At 56.2% G+C, this 15,726-nt stretch carries 15 protein-coding genes; 9 read left to right on the forward strand and 6 right to left on the reverse strand.

Annotated elements, in window-relative coordinates; translation table 11 throughout:
* Positions 1-19: 19 nt before the first annotated feature.
* Together cysI and AB8516_RS10825 are read right to left on the reverse strand one after the other, a co-directional pair.
* The gene (gene cysI, locus AB8516_RS10820; protein WP_369160523.1) at positions 20-1,708 is read right to left on the reverse strand and encodes an assimilatory sulfite reductase (NADPH) hemoprotein subunit; all 1,689 of its coding nucleotides are present in this window, start codon (positions 1,706-1,708) and stop codon (positions 20-22) included.
* Complete coding sequence (locus tag AB8516_RS10825) at positions 1,708-3,492, reverse strand: sulfite reductase flavoprotein subunit alpha (RefSeq protein WP_369160525.1); 1,785 nt, start codon at positions 3,490-3,492, stop codon at positions 1,708-1,710. The genes cysI and AB8516_RS10825 overlap by 1 nt, the downstream gene beginning before the upstream one ends.
* A 110-nt stretch (positions 3,493-3,602) precedes the next feature.
* Here AB8516_RS10825 and AB8516_RS10830 point away from each other — a divergent pair, with 110 nt between their 5' ends.
* The gene (locus AB8516_RS10830; RefSeq protein ID WP_108294828.1) at positions 3,603-4,523 is read left to right on the forward strand and encodes a LysR substrate-binding domain-containing protein; all 921 of its coding nucleotides are present in this window, start codon (positions 3,603-3,605) and stop codon (positions 4,521-4,523) included.
* Between the two features lie 77 nt (positions 4,524-4,600).
* Here the strand turns inward: AB8516_RS10830 and AB8516_RS10835 are convergent, their stop codons facing one another.
* Positions 4,601-5,215, reverse strand: coding sequence for a class I SAM-dependent methyltransferase (locus tag AB8516_RS10835; protein ID WP_369160527.1), 615 nt, complete (start codon positions 5,213-5,215; stop codon positions 4,601-4,603).
* A 272-nt stretch (positions 5,216-5,487) separates the two neighbouring features.
* On the opposite strand from AB8516_RS10835, the gene AB8516_RS10840 reads away from it, so the two are divergent.
* From AB8516_RS10840 to AB8516_RS10860, 5 genes are all read left to right on the forward strand, one after another.
* Positions 5,488-6,795: an extracellular solute-binding protein gene (locus AB8516_RS10840; RefSeq protein WP_369160529.1), complete on the forward strand. Its 1,308-nt coding sequence runs from the start codon at positions 5,488-5,490 to the stop codon at positions 6,793-6,795.
* Entirely contained in the window at positions 6,792-7,694 is a 903-nt protein-coding gene (locus tag AB8516_RS10845; RefSeq protein WP_369160532.1) for a carbohydrate ABC transporter permease, read from the forward strand. Before AB8516_RS10840 ends, AB8516_RS10845 begins: the two co-directional genes overlap by 4 nt.
* Positions 7,691-8,524 carry a carbohydrate ABC transporter permease gene (locus AB8516_RS10850; RefSeq protein ID WP_369160534.1) on the forward strand — a complete coding sequence of 278 codons (834 nt, stop codon included), beginning with the start codon at positions 7,691-7,693 and terminating at the stop codon, positions 8,522-8,524. Before AB8516_RS10845 ends, AB8516_RS10850 begins: the two co-directional genes overlap by 4 nt.
* Before the next feature lie 2 nt (positions 8,525-8,526).
* A complete protein-coding gene (locus AB8516_RS10855) occupies positions 8,527-9,675 on the forward strand; it encodes an ABC transporter ATP-binding protein (protein WP_369160536.1) in 1,149 nt (382 codons plus the stop codon).
* Between the two features lie 188 nt (positions 9,676-9,863).
* A complete protein-coding gene (locus AB8516_RS10860; protein WP_108294840.1) occupies positions 9,864-10,613 on the forward strand; it encodes a c-type cytochrome in 750 nt (249 codons plus the stop codon).
* Positions 10,614-10,656: 43 nt separating this feature from the next.
* Here AB8516_RS10860 and AB8516_RS10865 read toward each other — a convergent pair whose 3' ends face one another.
* A complete protein-coding gene (locus AB8516_RS10865; RefSeq protein ID WP_108294842.1) occupies positions 10,657-12,048 on the reverse strand; it encodes an MBL fold metallo-hydrolase RNA specificity domain-containing protein in 1,392 nt (463 codons plus the stop codon).
* A 230-nt stretch (positions 12,049-12,278) separates the two neighbouring features.
* Here AB8516_RS10865 and AB8516_RS10870 point away from each other — a divergent pair, with 230 nt between their 5' ends.
* Positions 12,279-12,983: a hypothetical protein gene (locus tag AB8516_RS10870; protein ID WP_369160539.1), complete on the forward strand. Its 705-nt coding sequence runs from the start codon at positions 12,279-12,281 to the stop codon at positions 12,981-12,983.
* A gap of 43 nt (positions 12,984-13,026) precedes the next feature.
* Here AB8516_RS10870 and AB8516_RS10875 read toward each other — a convergent pair whose 3' ends face one another.
* Positions 13,027-13,419 (reverse strand): hypothetical protein, encoded by a 393-nt coding sequence (locus AB8516_RS10875; RefSeq protein ID WP_108294846.1) that lies wholly within the window; start codon positions 13,417-13,419, stop codon positions 13,027-13,029.
* Between the two features lie 182 nt (positions 13,420-13,601).
* On the opposite strand from AB8516_RS10875, the gene AB8516_RS10880 reads away from it, so the two are divergent.
* Both AB8516_RS10880 and AB8516_RS10885 read left to right on the forward strand, forming a co-directional pair.
* Positions 13,602-14,252, forward strand: a complete 651-nt coding sequence (locus tag AB8516_RS10880; protein ID WP_369160541.1) for a CDGSH iron-sulfur domain-containing protein — start codon at positions 13,602-13,604, stop codon at positions 14,250-14,252.
* Between the two features lie 78 nt (positions 14,253-14,330).
* A complete protein-coding gene (locus AB8516_RS10885) occupies positions 14,331-15,194 on the forward strand; it encodes an NHL repeat-containing protein (RefSeq protein ID WP_369160543.1) in 864 nt (287 codons plus the stop codon).
* Between the two features lie 44 nt (positions 15,195-15,238).
* Here the strand turns inward: AB8516_RS10885 and AB8516_RS10890 are convergent, their stop codons facing one another.
* Positions 15,239-15,394, reverse strand: coding sequence for a hypothetical protein (locus AB8516_RS10890; RefSeq protein WP_369160545.1), 156 nt, complete (start codon positions 15,392-15,394; stop codon positions 15,239-15,241).
* Positions 15,395-15,726: the final 332 nt, after the last annotated feature.

Consider the following 15,726-nt stretch of genomic DNA (forward strand, 5'->3'; position numbering starts at 1 on the left):
TGGCACACGGGCAATCTGCTCAAGGGAATTCATGGTAGTCCTCCGCGGGGTCTATGACCGGTTTCACCAGACCGCACCGTACCGTGAAATCACCGAAGCGTTCCTGCGGCAGACGCTCGCCGGCATAGATCCGGAACAGTTCGTCCAGGGTGCGCAGCAGTTCACGCTTGTTCAGGTTCTTGCGATAGAGGCGATTGAGTCTCAAACCGACACCGTCACCGCCCAGTTGCAGGTTGTAGCGACCCGGCCCCTTGCCGACCAGGCCGATTTCCGCCACGTAGGGACGGGCGCAGCCATTCGGGCAACCGGTCATGCGTATGACGATGGCCTGCCGGTCGATTCCGTGACGATCCGCCATCGCCTCTATCGTCTGCAAGAGATCAGGAAAATAGCGCTCGGCTTCGGCCATGGCCTGAGGGCAAGTGGGTAGCGCCACGCAGGCGATGCTTGCCAGACGGGTTGGGCTGCGCCCCTCGGCCAGCAACCCGTGACGGCGGGCAATCCCTTCAATGGTTGCCTTTTGAGCTTCAGGCGCACCGGCCACGATCAGATTCTGACTCGGGGTGATGCGGAAGTCTCCCTGGTGGATGCCCGCAATCTCCCGCAGACCGCCCATCAGGCTTGCGTCCGGGGTGTCCGCTACCCGACCGTTCTCGACATACAGCGTCAGGTGCCAGCGCCCCCGCTCATCCTTTACCCAGCCATAACGGTCCCCCTGGCTGGTAAACCTGACCCTGCGTGACGGTTTGAAGCGCACCCCGGCACGCCGCTCCACTTCGGTGATGAAGGTCGGCAGTCCCATGCGTTCGACGGTGTATTTGAGACGCGCGTGACGCCGGCTGACCCGGTCACCGAAATCCCGCTGCACACTGACCACCGCTTCCGCCACCGCCAGGGTCTGTTGCGGCGGTATAAAACCCAGCTCGTCCGCGAGGCGCGGAAAGGTGGCGGAATCGTCATGCGTGACGCCCATGCCACCACCGGCCAGGACATTGAAGCCAAGCAGCTCATCGCCCTCGGCAATGGCGATGAAGCCCAGGTCGTTGGTGTAGACGTCCACATCGTTGTGCGGCGGAATGGCTATTGCGGTCTTGAACTTGCGTGGAAGATAGGTCTCCCCGTAGATCGGTTCCGATTCAGTTCCGGCCACCGGTTCGCCATCGAGCCAGATCTCGTGGTATGCACGGGTCTTCGGCAACAGATGCTCACTGATGCGCCTGGCCCAGCCATATACCTCCGCATGCAGGGCGGAGGACACCGGATTGGGATTGCAGAGCACGTTGCGGTTGACGTCACCGCAACCGCCGATGGAGTCGATCATGACCCGGTTGATGCGCTGGATCAGAGGCTTCAGGTTACGCTTCAGAATGCCGTGGTACTGAAAGGTCTGACGGGTGGTCAGGCGAATGCTGCCGTTACCCAGTTCCCGTCCCACTGCATCGATGGCCAGCCACTGCCGGGGGCTGCAGACTCCGCCGGGTAGCCGGGCCCGCAACATGAAGTTGTAGTCGGGCTCAAGGAACTGCTGCCGGCGCTCCAGCCGCCGGTCCCGGTCGTCCTGCTGGTAGAAACCGTGGAACTTGCTGATCTGCGCATCGTCCGGCGACAGGGCGCCGCTCGCCTGGTCTGACATGCTCTCCCTCAGGGTTCCCCGGAGATAGCTGCTGTCAGCCTTGATAAGTTCGTTGGGATTGAGCTTGATATCCATCAGTAGACGTCTCTCTGGTAACGCCCCTGCTCGCGCAGGGTCTCGGTGTACTCGACCGCGGCCTGCTCAGCCAGGCCACCCTGATCCTGGACGATGGCCAACAGGGATTGATGCACACCCTGCGCCATCTCCACCCCGCCACACACATAGAGGTGGGCGCCCTCCTGCAGCCATCGATAGAGCTCCGCACGCTCCTCGTAGAGCCGTGCCTGCACGTATGTGCGGGCCCCTTCATCCCGGGAGAAGGCCGTAGTGATGCGATTGAGCAGACCTGCCTTTCGGTATGCGAGCCAGTCGGTCTGATAGAGGAAATCACGCTGAAAATGGCGATTGCCGAACACCAGCCAGCTACCGCCGGCACTTCCCAGTGCCTCGCGTTCCTGGAGGAAGGCGCGATAAGGCGCGATGCCGGTGCCCGCGCCGATCATGATGATGGGGCTGTCTGCCGATGCCGGCAGTCTGAAAGCCGGGTTCTCCACCACATAGACACCCAAAGCATCTCCCTCGGAGATACGCTGTGTCAGATAGCCGGAGGCCCCGCCCAGATGGTCTCGGCCATGGCCCCTATAACGCAGTGCGGCGACGCTCAGATGGATCTCATCCTCGTAGGCCGTCTGGCTGGATGCGATAGAGTAAAGGCGGGGCTGTTGGGCATGAAGTATCTCCACCAGCCCCTGTGCATCCACCCCGGCAGGATAAGCCTGCAGCAGATCGATGAATTGGCGGTCTTGGACGAAGGTCCGCAGCTTCTCCCCGTCCCGGCTTATGGTGTCCAACGCCTGATCAGCTGCAAGCGCTGTCCATGCCTTGACTACACCGGGATGGAGTTGGGTCAGCTCCAAACGCCCGCCAAGGGCCTGACCAAGCGTCATGCACTCTCCATCGAGACTGACCGGCGCCTCGGCTGCCAATCCAGCCAGAGCGAGCAGCTCTTCGATCAAAGCGGGATCATTCTGAAAGTAGAGACCCAGGGCATCCCCCGGCCGGTAGCGGATCACCGCCGGATCGATCTCCAGGGAGATATGCTGCACATTGCATACGGCATCGGCGGTGGTGATGCGATGCCGCGCCAATAACGCGGCCTGAAACGGGTTGTTGCGATCGTGCCTGGGAGTTGCCGACTCGCGTTGCAGCGGAATGATCCTGGCCTGGTCCGATGGCTGCAATTCTCCCAGCTCCGACAGGATCCGGTCCTGCCAGTTCGCTGCCGCCTGTTGGTAATCCACATCCGCATCGATCCGATCGAGCAACGATCCCGCACCCTGGTTTCCCAGCAGTTCATCCAGTTCCCTGGCCGCCTGGCAAAACTGCTCGTAGCTGGAATCCCCCAGGCCGAACACCGCATATCTGAGCCCCTCCAGTCGAGGGGCTCTGTCGCCACGCAGGTATTTGAAGAGATCGTAGGCGCTCTCCGGCGGTTCACCTTCACCTTGGGTGCTGATAACCACCACCAGTAGTTGTTCTTTGGTGAGGTCCTTGGGGCGGTAGCTGTCGGCTGAAACCAGACGGGGCGCAAGTCCCTGTGCCGTTGCATTCTCAGCCAGCGCCTCCGCCACGCTACGGGCATTCCCGCCCTGGGTGGCGTAGAGAATGGTCACTCCCGGGATCTGGTTGGGCGCCTTGGCGACAGAGGGGCCGAGTGCACCCAGACCGGCAAGATAACCGCTGGCCCAAGTGAGTTGTTGGTTGTTCAACCCCTCAACCGCCTGTTGCAGGCGCGAGAGCTGCAAGCCTTCCAGCGGAATGGATGGGAAACCATCCAGGGTCTTGGCGGTGTTATCCATGGTGACGCGACTCCAAGTCAATGCTTTAGGATTGGATTGGGTAGCAATATTGGAAGAGGTGTTATATCTTTTGAAGTAATATATTTTGATATTTAATCTTTAAACAAGATATGGAACTCAGGCAACTCAATTCATTGGTGGCCCTGGCGGAGTCGGGTTTTAACGTGACCCTGGCGGCGAAGCAGATCTACCTGGTACAGTCGGCCGTCTCCCAGCACCTGGCGCAGCTTGAAAGGGAGCTGGGCACTCAACTCTTCGTCCGCAAGGGAAAACGGCTGATCGCCCTGACGGCAGCGGGTGAGGAGGTGCTCAGCTATGCAAGACAGGCCCTGGCCATCCGTGAAAACATCCTCGCCGTCGGCCGTGACCACGTGGAGGAGAGTAGTGGAATCCTGCGCATCGGCACCACCCATACCCAGGCACGCTACGTACTACCCGCGGTGATCCGCGCCTTTCGCCAAATCTTCCCGACCGTCAGCCTGCAGATACACCAGGGAACACCGCAACAGCTGGTTGAAATGGCCCTCACCGACCGGGTCGACTTCTCAATCTGCACTGAGGAGCTGGGCGAACACTCCTCTCTCAATGCCATCCCCTGTTATCGCTGGAACCGCAGCCTTATCGCCCTCAAGGGTCATCCGGTGCTGTCGCAGAAACCGCTCTCCATGGAAAGCATCTGTGACTATCCGCTGATTACCTATACCTTCGGCTTCACCGGCGCCAATCACATGCAGATCACCTTTACCCGGGCCGGCCTGCAGCCCAACGTGGTATTGACCGCCGCCGACACCGACGTGATCAAGACCTATGTACGGGAGGGCATGGGTGTCGGCCTGATTGCGAGCATGGCCCACTCAGCAGAGCAGGATCGGGATCTGGAGATTCGGGATCTCGGCAACATGCTCCCCTGGGAAACCACCTGGGTGGCCTACCACAAGGACAAGTATCTGCGCCGTTACCAGCAGAAATTCATCGATTTGATGGAGTCGATGGTACTCGAAAATGGGGTAACGAAAAGCACACCCACTTGAGTCATCCCATGCCCGGGTTCTTTTAAAAAATCGCAGCCAATCCACCTCGACTCAGCTGACGAATCTTGTGATAGCGTTCAACCATGCAAGAGGATGGAGCAACCCCTGGCTGTCGCACGGTATTCATGCCTCAGTGCCGGATAAAGGGATTGCCACATGGCCACGATCGCCTGTTCATCCTCCCGCGCCGCATCGTCCAGATAGATGGCGCAACGATCGGCAAGACGCGGATAACAGACAGACAGCGCAGGATAGCGCGAGTGCTTTTGAATGAAGCCTGAAGGCCCGTCGATGACCAGCATATCGATTCCCGCTTCGGGAATGGCATCTGCTGCGTACCATCTGTAGAGCATCCCATCCACAATCCTATCCTGGAGCGGGGCATGGACAACATCCGCAAACCCTCCAAGGCCGTAACGGTCGATATAGGACCGGGTGTTGTCGGCATACTGCAAACCGTCCTCCAGGCTGATCACCCGGCCTTCGCCATTGATCTGGCAACAGCGGGCCAGCATCAATGTGGTCAAACCGCTGCTGCACTCCAGGATCTGTTTGGGTCTGTCCCTGAGGCAGGCGTCGACGATGAGCTGGATGAAATCGGCTTCCGCAGACCAGTTGGGCGAATAGGGCATGCCTTGGTGCAAATCGAGTTGGTTTTGCAAGGATTGATATTCAGGCAACTGTTCCGTCACGTCTTCACTATCCCGCTATTTTTCGGCGTCATAATGTTACACCCAATATCCTATATGAGATGTACGGCTGATGAATAGATGATTGGGTGACTATGCATTTGTAGCGGATAGTCAATATCCGTCTGATCACCCAAAAACGCCCATGTGTTACGCTATGACCTCAGGTTTCTGAAATACGCCTGATATCAATCGTCTTCACGGCGAATGAATCCAATAGATATGAGGCTAACCGAATTACAGATCAATCATTTGGCCACACGCTAAAAATAAACATGAGACATGGGATTCTCAAACCCAGGTTGAAGCTATTCGGCCTGCTACTCATCATCATCCTGTCCAGTTGTGGAAAAGAGGCGAACAGATCTCCGAATGAAGTCAAGCTCAGGATCTGGGCACATGCCGGCCAGGAGAGTGAACGCACGGTGTTGCAGGAGCAGGTCACCCGATTCAATCAAAGCCATCCCAAGCTCGATATTCAACTCACTCTGATCCCCGAAGGGAGTTACAATGCCCAGGTCCAGGCTGCCGCGGTTGCCGGTGAATTGCCGGACCTGCTCGAACTGGATGGTCCCTTTGTCGCCGCCTATGCATGGCAGGGACACTTGCGTCCTCTGGATAAGCTGCTCGACAAACAACTGATTGCCGATCTGCTGCCTTCGATAACTACCCAGGGCAGTTATGCCGGCCGACTCTGGGCGGTGGGTGTCTACGACTCGGGCCTGGGTCTCTACGGCGATCGCTCCAAACTGCAGCAAGCCGGTCTGCGTATCCCCTCACTGCAACAGCCCTGGTCCCGGAATGAGTTCGAGACTGCGCTGCGACAGCTGTCCATGCATGACCCGGATGGACAGGTCCTCGACCTCAAACTCAACTATGCGGGCGAATGGTACACCTATGGCCTGTCGCCGATGCTGCAGTCGGCAGGCGGCGATCTCATCGAGCGAAACCGTCATCTCAGTGCCGACGGGGTGCTGAACGGACTCGAGAGCAATACCATGCTGAGGGATCTGCAAGACTGGATCACGAAAAACCGTGTCGATCCCAATATCGACGATGCCGCCTTTACCAGCCGCCGGGTTCCCCTGGCCCTGGGCGGTCACTGGAATTACCGGCAATACAAAGCAAGTCTGGGTGACGATCTGTTATTGCTGCCCCTGCCCGATTTCGGTGCGGGCAGCAAGACAGGCATGGGCTCCTGGTGTTGGGCGATCACGGCCGGCAGCCAAAAAACCGGGGGCGCCGCCACCTTTCTCTCGTTTCTGTTGACCACCGAGGAGGTGCTCTCAATGGCGAACGCAAACGGTGCCATCCCCGCAACCCGCTCCGCCATCGACGCCTCCCCCCTCTACCGACCCGGTGGCCCGCTGCGCCTGTTTGCCGAACAACTCGAACAGGGCCGTGGGGTTGCACGTCCGCGCACCCCGGCCTACCCGATCATCACCGCGGAGTTCCAACGAATTGTCGATCGCATCCGTAGCGGAAGCGATGTCGAATCTGTGCTGGAGCGCGCGGTTGAGGCGATCGATCGTGAGATCGCAGACAACCAGGGCTACCCCTGGCGTGGCGAGGCACAACCTTGACCATCCACAGCCGGACAAGCGATCAATCGACGACGGCCCTGCTAATGGCGATTCCCGCCCTCGCCGGATTATTGCTCTTTATCCTCCTTCCCTTTGCCGCTGCGCTGGCGCTTGCCTTTACCGATCTGCGCCTCGGCTCACCGCTGCCGGTAAAATTTGTCGGCTTCGACCAGTTTGTCCAGCTGTCCAACGATCCGGACTTCATACGAGCACTGCTCAACAACCTCCTCTTCGCGGCAGTAGTGGTACCCCTGCAGACAGTGCTCGCGCTCGCGCTTGCGCTGTTGTTGAATCAGGGTCTGCCGGGGACGGTGGCATTCCGCACCCTCTTCTTCATGCCTGTCGTCTTTCCCATGTCCCTGGTTTCGGTTATCTGGTCGTTGATCTATGCCCCCGGCCCGGACGGCATGATGAACGCCTTTCTCGAATGGACGAGCTTCGGCCTGTGGGAGGCCAGGGACTTCCTCCGCGATCCCTTGCTCGCCCTGCCGGCCATCATGCTGCTGTCGATCTGGCAGGGGGTGGGATTTCAGATGGTGATCCTTCTCGCCGGTCTGCAGGCGATTCCGCAATCACTCTACGAGGCCGCTGCGCTCGACGGCGCAGGGAGATGGCAACGACTTCTCCATATCACGCTGCCGCAACTGCGCAACCCCCTGATCTTCGTCATGCTGATCACCACCATTCTCGCCTTCCGTCTCTTTGATCAGGTGCAGATCATGACCCGTGGAGGCCCCGACAACGCGACCACAACCGTGATCTACGAAACGGTGCAGTCGGCCTTTGCCCGACAACAGGTCGCACTCGCCAGCGCCATGACCGTGGTCTTCTTCCTGCTCGTCCTGGCCGTCACCTGGTTGCAACGCCGTTACACACATCATGAGCGGGAAATGACATGAGAGCTACCCGCTTATCCGTCCTGCTGAGTTATCTGCTGCTTGGCGGCATGGCAGCACTGTTCATCGTGCCGTTGTTGATGATGTTCATCGGCAGCCTCAAACCGGATCAGAGCATATTGCTGGAGGCCGGCTCATTGGCCGCCTTCCTGTCAAGCGATGTCTCGCTGCAAAACTATGCCGACGTATTCAGGCGCAGCGATTTCCTGCGTTACTTTTTCAACTCGCTGTTCATCACCGGCTGCATCGTCAGCAGCGGACTGCTGGTCAATTCCATGGCTGCATACGCCTTTGCCCGCCTGCAGTGGCGTGGCCGGGATCTGCTTTTCAATCTGGTCTTGGCGCTGATGATCCTGCCTTTCGAGGCGATCGCCATACCTCTGTTCTACGGCGCATCCATGCTCGGCCTGCGCGACAGCTACAGCATCCAGATTGTGCCCTTCATTGCAAACGCCTTCGCCATCTATCTCTTTTACAGCTTTTTCATCGGTATGCCGAAAGAGCTCGAAGAGGCCGCCCGTCTCGATGGCGCCTCCACCCTGCGTATCTTTTTCAGCATCATCATGCCGAATGCCAAACCGGTCTTCGCCAGTGTTGCCATTCTCACCTTTCTCACCTGGTGGGGCAGTTATCTCTGGCCGATGATGGTGACAATCGGACCCTCGGTACGCCCATTGCCGGTTGCCATCGCCAGCTTCTTCACCCTGCCGCCCCTCAACTGGGGCGACATCCTTGCCTTTGGCGTGATGATGGTGTTACCGGTACTGCTGTTGTTTATCATCTTTCAACGCTGGTTCGTACGTGGCGTCGCCAGCTCCGCAATCAAGGGTTGAGCATGGCGTCCATCGAATTCATCAATCTCAGCAGACGCTTCGACAGCGGCATTGATGCTGTGCATGAGCTGAACCTGAGTATCGGCGATGGAGAGTTCATGGTTCTTGTCGGTCCCTCGGGGTGCGGCAAGTCCACACTACTGAGAATGGCAGCGGGACTGGAGGAGATCAGTTCAGGAGAGATTCGCATCGGCGGGCGCCTGGTCAACCAGATCCCGGCCCAGCAGCGGAATGTGGCCATGGTGTTCCAAAACTATGCGCTCTACCCTCACATGACGGTGCGTCGCAACCTGGATTTTCCATTGCGCATGCAAAGACTATCGCCCACCGATATCGACCGTCGAGTGATGCAGATCGCAGAAATGCTCGATCTTGTCCCGCTACTCGAGCGAAAACCCAGGGCCCTGTCAGGCGGACAGCGTCAGCGTGTGGCGATGGGCCGCGCCATCATAAGGAAAGCCGACCTGTTCCTGATGGATGAACCGCTCTCCAATCTCGATGCCCAATTGCGTGTACAGATCCGTTCTGAAATCATTCGCTTGCAGAGAGAACTCGCCATCACCACGCTCTATGTCACCCATGACCAGGCTGAGGCCATGACCCTGGGCCAGCGCATTGCTGTCCTCAATAACGGCCGATTACAGCAAGTGGCCCAGCCGCATGTTATCTATCAGCACCCCGCCAATACCTTCGTCGCGAATTTTATCGGATCTCCCGGCATGAACCTCATCCGTGGATCATTGCACCGCAGCCAGGGAAATACTCTACTCCAGTTGGGGCCGCTGCATCTATCGCTCCCGGAGCGGGTTGTGGCCCGCCATGCCGATCTAAACTCATGCTCCGGCCAGACAATCCTGGCGGGGATACGACCCAATGCAATCCGCATCACTCAAGCGCAATCAGAGGTTGGCCTGGCTGCCCGGGTCACCGCGGTTGAATCGATGGGTCATGAAACCATTCTGCATCTTGCCACGGAGCTGGAGGTGGCCGCTGGTGAAATTTCCGATCGAGCGGTTTCCGCTACTCAGCCTCGACCTTTGATTGCCCTACTGCCCGGCCATCACGGATTCAGTGCCGGAGAAACGTTGACTTTGAGTTTCGAAATCGACAATCTGTGCCTGTTCGATCTGCACGGCCAAGCTATCGACTGACACGCCTGTTCAATGCGGCGTCCCACCCCGATATGGGTGAATATGAGAATACGGATGGAGCAGCGCCTCCTTGCCATTTCCCCGAAACAAACCCGCCATGACTTGAATGTTTCGAGTTTATGTAGGAAATTATCCCAGACTGGCGATAAACGACACACTGACCGGCAATCAGTCTGAGTGAAAATAAAATGGACCACCGTTCTATTTACATAGCGATACTCTTCTTCGCAGCCAACCTGTTCGGCCTTGCCAACGCAGAAAACCCACAGCGGGCGGCCGAGGAAGTGGAACGCGCGATCGAGCTTACCCCCGACATTGAAAATGGCAAAGAGGTGTACCGTGTTTGCCTGGTCTGCCATCAACCGGAAGGCTGGGGCAGTATCAGCGGCTACTACCCGCAGATAGCCGGCCAATTAAGAAAGGTTATCATTAAGCAACTGGCCGATATTCGCGCACGTAACCGGGACAATCCCACAATGCTGCCTTTCACCATGCTCGAACTCCTGTCACTGCAGGAGATCGCGGACGTCAGCGCCTATATCGCCAATTTGCCCATGACCCGAAACAACGGGGTCGGCTCAGGCTCTGACCTCAAGCACGGGGAAGCGATCTACAAAGAACATTGCGCCGAATGCCATGGCAAGCGGGCTGAAGGGATAGTGGATGAAAATATTCCCCTACTCCAAGGGCAGCACTATCAATATCTCATGCGCCAGTTCAGGTGGATACGCGACGGACGCAGGCGCAACGCCGACAAAAAGATGGTCAAGCAGAGCCAGAGTTTTCCATCACGCGACGTCTCCGCCGTGATGGACTATATATCCCGCTTGAAACCAGTCGAAGAGAAACTTGCACCAAAGAATTGGCGTAACCGGGACTTTCCACGCTATAGACCGAGCAGATATCAGCACCCTTCAGCTCCCGGCTCCGGTATGTGAGCAGAACACCAGGGCCAAGGCATCTATTTTCACCGCTCAACCGCTACAATTCCAGCACATCGCCCGGTTCAGGCACGGAGGCCTTGAATCCCACTTCCGACGCCAGCCTGTCGCGAAAATCCTGTTTCGACTCGGGTTCCCCATGTACAACATGAATATGCGGATAGCTGTTCCTGAAACTGCTGAGCCATCGGGTCAGATCATCCACATCGGCATGCGCAGAGAGTCCGCCGACCGTGTGGATTTGCGCCTTGACCCGATACTCGTCGCCATGGATCCGGACCGGAGATTTACCGTCGACCAGCGCCCGTCCCAGGGTGCCGTTGGCCTGATAACCCACGATCATGATATGCGCCCCGGAGCGGGAGATATTGTGCTTGAGATGGTGCACTATCCTGCCTCCGGTACACATGCCGCTGGCGGAGATGATAATCGCACCGCTCTTGATGCGGTTGATCGCCATCGACTCCTGGGGTGACTCCGTCAGTTTGAGATTTTGCAAATGGGGCATCTCATGGATCTTCTTGCGCAGCTTGGTCGCCTCCTCATCGTAGAGGTGCGGATAGTCCCAATAGACCTTGCTCGCCCTGATTGCCATGGGGCTGTCAAGAAAGACCTGCCAACGCCCCAGCTCCCATTCATCGTAATTTTGCCCCAGGTAGTAGAGGATCTCCTGACTACGCCCTATGGAAAAGGCGGGGATCAGCAGGTTGCCCCTTTGATGGGCGGCCTCGCGGATGATGTCGCCGATCTCGTCGATGGTGTTCTGCCGATCCCGGTGGCGCCGGTTTCCGTATGTGCTCTCGACAATCACATGGTCCGCCTCATCAATGACCGCCGGATCGTTCAGGATGGGTGTATCGTACTGACCCAGGTCACCGCTGAAGACGATCTTCCGCTGTTTGCCATTCTCATTCAGCCACACCTCCACACTGGTAGAACCGAGAATATGCCCCGCATCCTGAAAGCGGATCGATATCCCCGGCAGGATCTCCCGCTTCTCCCTGTACTTCAGACCGACCAGTTTATCCAGTGCCTCCCGAGCATCGGCAACAGTATAGAGAGGATCGATAAACGGCTTCCCTTTGCGCTTTCTCCATTTGTTTTCATATTGCGCATCCTTCTCCTGCAGATAAGCGGAATCCTGCAGCAGGATATCGCACAGCTCCATGGTCGCGTTCTGCGCATAGATCGGTCCCTGATAACCCTGCTTGACCAACAGGGGGATCCGTCCCGAGTGGTCGATATGGCCATGACTGAGAACCACCGCGCTGATGTCACCGGGCGAAAATGGAAAGGGACGGCGATTTTTCTCCATCTCCTCCCTGCGTCCCTGTATCAACCCGCAATCGAGTAACACCGTCTCTCCATTGGCACGGAGAATATGACAGGAACCGGTGATACCGCTGGTTGCACCATAGAATTCAATCTGCATAGGGCATGTCCTTTTGAGGATCTTGTTCGATTCGACACCATAGGGCCGATTGGATAAGCGTTAACAGGCCCTGGATTATATTCGCAGCTTATCACGAAGAGAAATCAAAGCACGCCATGAGCCACAAATTTAAACATTCATGTCGTCACTCAGGGCGTATAATCATTATTAGAGGTGCAATAAGGCTTGGCTGAGACCACCGCATCATTCAACCTTACCGGGTAACCAAGATGGCAACAGATACAGAGCAAATAGATAACCCTGCAGGTCGAAGCGGACTTCGCGGCATCCACATTATGTGGATCGTCCTGGCAACCATTCTGGTTACTGCCGCTGCCACCTATTGGGTGGTGCGCACCTATATCTACGCCAAGGACTTTACCCCGGTACAACTCACACATGCCGAACAACAGGTACTCAACGACAAGCTTCAACAACTGGGGTATCAGCCAAGCCCCGTTGCCCAGCCCGACCGACACGCTCAGCAGAAGGAGAGCGATGAGCAGTGGTTGAGACCTGAGCGATACAACGAGCAAGGGGCCAGGCGCGAGGTCTTTTTCAGTGAGAGGGAACTCAATGCCATGGTGGCGAACAATCAGGAATTGGCCAGAAAGCTCGCCATCGACCTGGGTGACGATCTGGTCAGCGCCAGACTGCTGGTGCCTGTGGATAAGGACTTCCCAATCCTCGGCGGCAAGACCCTGCGGGTATCCACAGGGGTGGAGATGGCATTCCGCAACGCCAAACCGGTCGTTATCCTGAAGGGCGTCAGCATCATGGGAGTCCCCATACCCAACGCCTGGCTGGGCGGACTGAAAAACATCGACCTGATCAGCGAATTTGGCGATGAACAGGGATTCTGGACAGGATTCGCCAAAGGCGTCGAGGATATTCGCGTCGAAGAGGGTGAACTCAAGATCAAGCTCAAGGAGTAGACCGGCTTTCTGTTCCAGCGACTTTCCGATATGGCTTATTAAGTCACATTGGAATACACATATAATCAGTCACTCTTCGATTTTTTCTGCATAACCCTTGGCTGGTGGCGACCAGCCGCGATCGGAACGATGGTGAAACCGCACCCGGTCGGTTTCCATGAGTTTCTTCAACGACTCCCTGTGAATGGATAACAAAACAGCAGAAAGCTAACTCATGGGTCTTGTGTCTATTAGGATGCTGTATAGAGGTCTTGCTAGGGCCTGTTAACACTAATCCAATCGACTCTGCTGGAGCTGTTTTTTTACCCAGCAAGGCAGAATGAGCGAGGTTTAGCCGTGCTAAATGAGCGAATGATAACGCCGCTGGGTGGAAAAACAGCCCCAGCCCTTCGGGTTGTGCCTGAAAATGCGCCACTCGGCGTTGCTCGTCGCTCATTTGGAATCACCAAACCTCACTCCTCGCGCCTTGATTGGCGCATTTTCAGACACAACAGAGCCGATTGGATTAGTGTTAACAGGCCCTAACAATAAATAACAACACGGCGGTCTGGTAAGTGTAACTGTTACATCCAACTAAGGTTCTATACTCAGCATATTAAATGATAAAAGGAGAATACCATGGGCGAAAAAAAGGTTTTTCTCTATACGGGCTCGGAAATCGATGTTGAATGGGACGAAGGACTTTGCATTCACATAGGTGAATGCGGATATTCAAAAGGTGAACTTTTTATTGCCGGAAGAGATCCCTGGTGTCAACCTGATCTTTCACCCCTTAGCGAAGTAAAGGAAATAGTAGAACGCTGTCCAAGTGGCGCACTGGTCTACAGAACCAAAGATGGCCAGACAACTGAAACCGCAAAGCCTGAAAACACCTTAACAGTAAGTTACCAGGGCCCCTATTTTTTGAAGGGTGATTTGGCAATCGAGCAATCATCCAGTGATATGCCCGGCATTCAATTTCGAGCAGCATTATGTCGCTGTGGTTTATCAAAAAACAAACCATTTTGTGATAATAGTCATGAAGGACAATTCAAAGACTATGGTGCGGTGGGAGAAACCGGCGAGCCATTAAAGGAAACCGGCGGCAAATTAAACATTACCCCATTAAAAGATGGTCCGCTCTTGTTATCGGGAAATGTCACGTTTAAAGCCAGTAGCGGCCGCACCGCCTGGCATGGCAACAACGCGGCCTTGTGTCGCTGTGGTGCTTCAAAAAACAAACCGTTTTGTGATGGTACACATAAAAATATAGGGTTTAAAACTGATTAGTCATGCATCTTGACACTTATAGTATATGGCAGCTTCATGAATGAAGCTGCCATTTGAAAAGAGAGTGAGGCCATTGACATGCGATCACATATTGTTGCCGCATTGCTGTCGAGTTTGGTGGCCTGGCCGCTGCACGCCGAGATCTCGGCACGGTTCGTACACGCCAGCAAACCAATACTCTCAAACCCACATGACCTCAAATTGACCCCAGATGGACACTATCTGTTCGTCTCTGACGTGGGAAACGATCGTATCGCCATCCTCGACCCGGAATCTCTCGACTTGATCGATGCATTTGGGGAAGACCATCAATCCGGCACTCACGACATCGACTTCGATGTCATGGGCCGGGCATACGTCGCCGATACCCACAACAACCGTGTGATCATTTACTCGGTGAGCGGCACCAATGCCAGCCAGATCGGTGAACTGACAACAGGCATCCGGGGCCCTGAAGGCGTCCTGGCCCACCCCAATGGCCGCATCTATGTGGCCGGCGCCTGGTCGAACAACCTGGTCGCATTCGAAAACGGGGTAATGGTCGATGAACTTCGCGGTCTCTCATCACCGCACGACATCGAACTCGCTGCCGATGGCTCGGATATCTGGCTGGCGGACGCGGGAAATGACCGTATATTGATGTTAACTGCAGACCTTGAGGTCAAAGCCGAGCTGACCCGTGAGTCCTACGACTTCGATGGTGTACGGTACGTCGATCTGCTCGCTGACGGCAGCTTGATCGCGGCGGACAAGAACAACCACCAGATCAAGTTTATCGCGCCCGATGGCAGGTCTGGCCTGGTACTCGGTGACGGCAGACCCGGGCGTGGCCCCAACAAGTTCAGGACCCCGGAAGGCGTGGAAGTGCGCGGAACCGATCTTTGGCTGTCGGACTCCGGTAACGACCGCATCGTCCGTTACCGTTTGACGCTGCCGCCCTGATTGCGTCTAACGCATTCAAGCGCTCGTTGAAACTATATAGGCGTCTACAGATCCCGCACCGGCCGAACATAGTTGAAGATGCTTGCAGCATCTCCTTGCGGACTGATGTCGAAATAATAGCCATCAGCCGCATAGGCATAACGGCTGAAATCTGCCTGTTTGTTGTGGCTTCGTTGCGCGCCTGCACTGTGAACGTTCATCCAGATTGAATCATGTAGCCCAGATAGTGCTCGGTATTCCTCTGCTCAACCCAGGCAAGGGCATGCGTGATAAACCATCGATCCCGAGCAGCGACAACCACTGGCCCGTTTCAATTAACACTTGTTTACAAATCTGAAAACAGTGCCCACCAGTTCGAACTCTCACGCTTTTAACGTCAGCGCTCATAATTGAAACATAAACTATTACTTTTTGATTTTTATGAATATATTTTGAATAAGCAGTGTACCCCCGTCGTTTCATTAACCCTGTATACCCCACCGAAATTGCGGGCTTTCCAACCCGAATCCAACGGGTTAGCGTCACCCATGAC

This window comes from Candidatus Thiodiazotropha sp. LNASS1 (genome assembly GCF_964212655.1).
Classification (GTDB): Bacteria; Pseudomonadota; Gammaproteobacteria; order Chromatiales; family Chromatiaceae; genus Thiodiazotropha.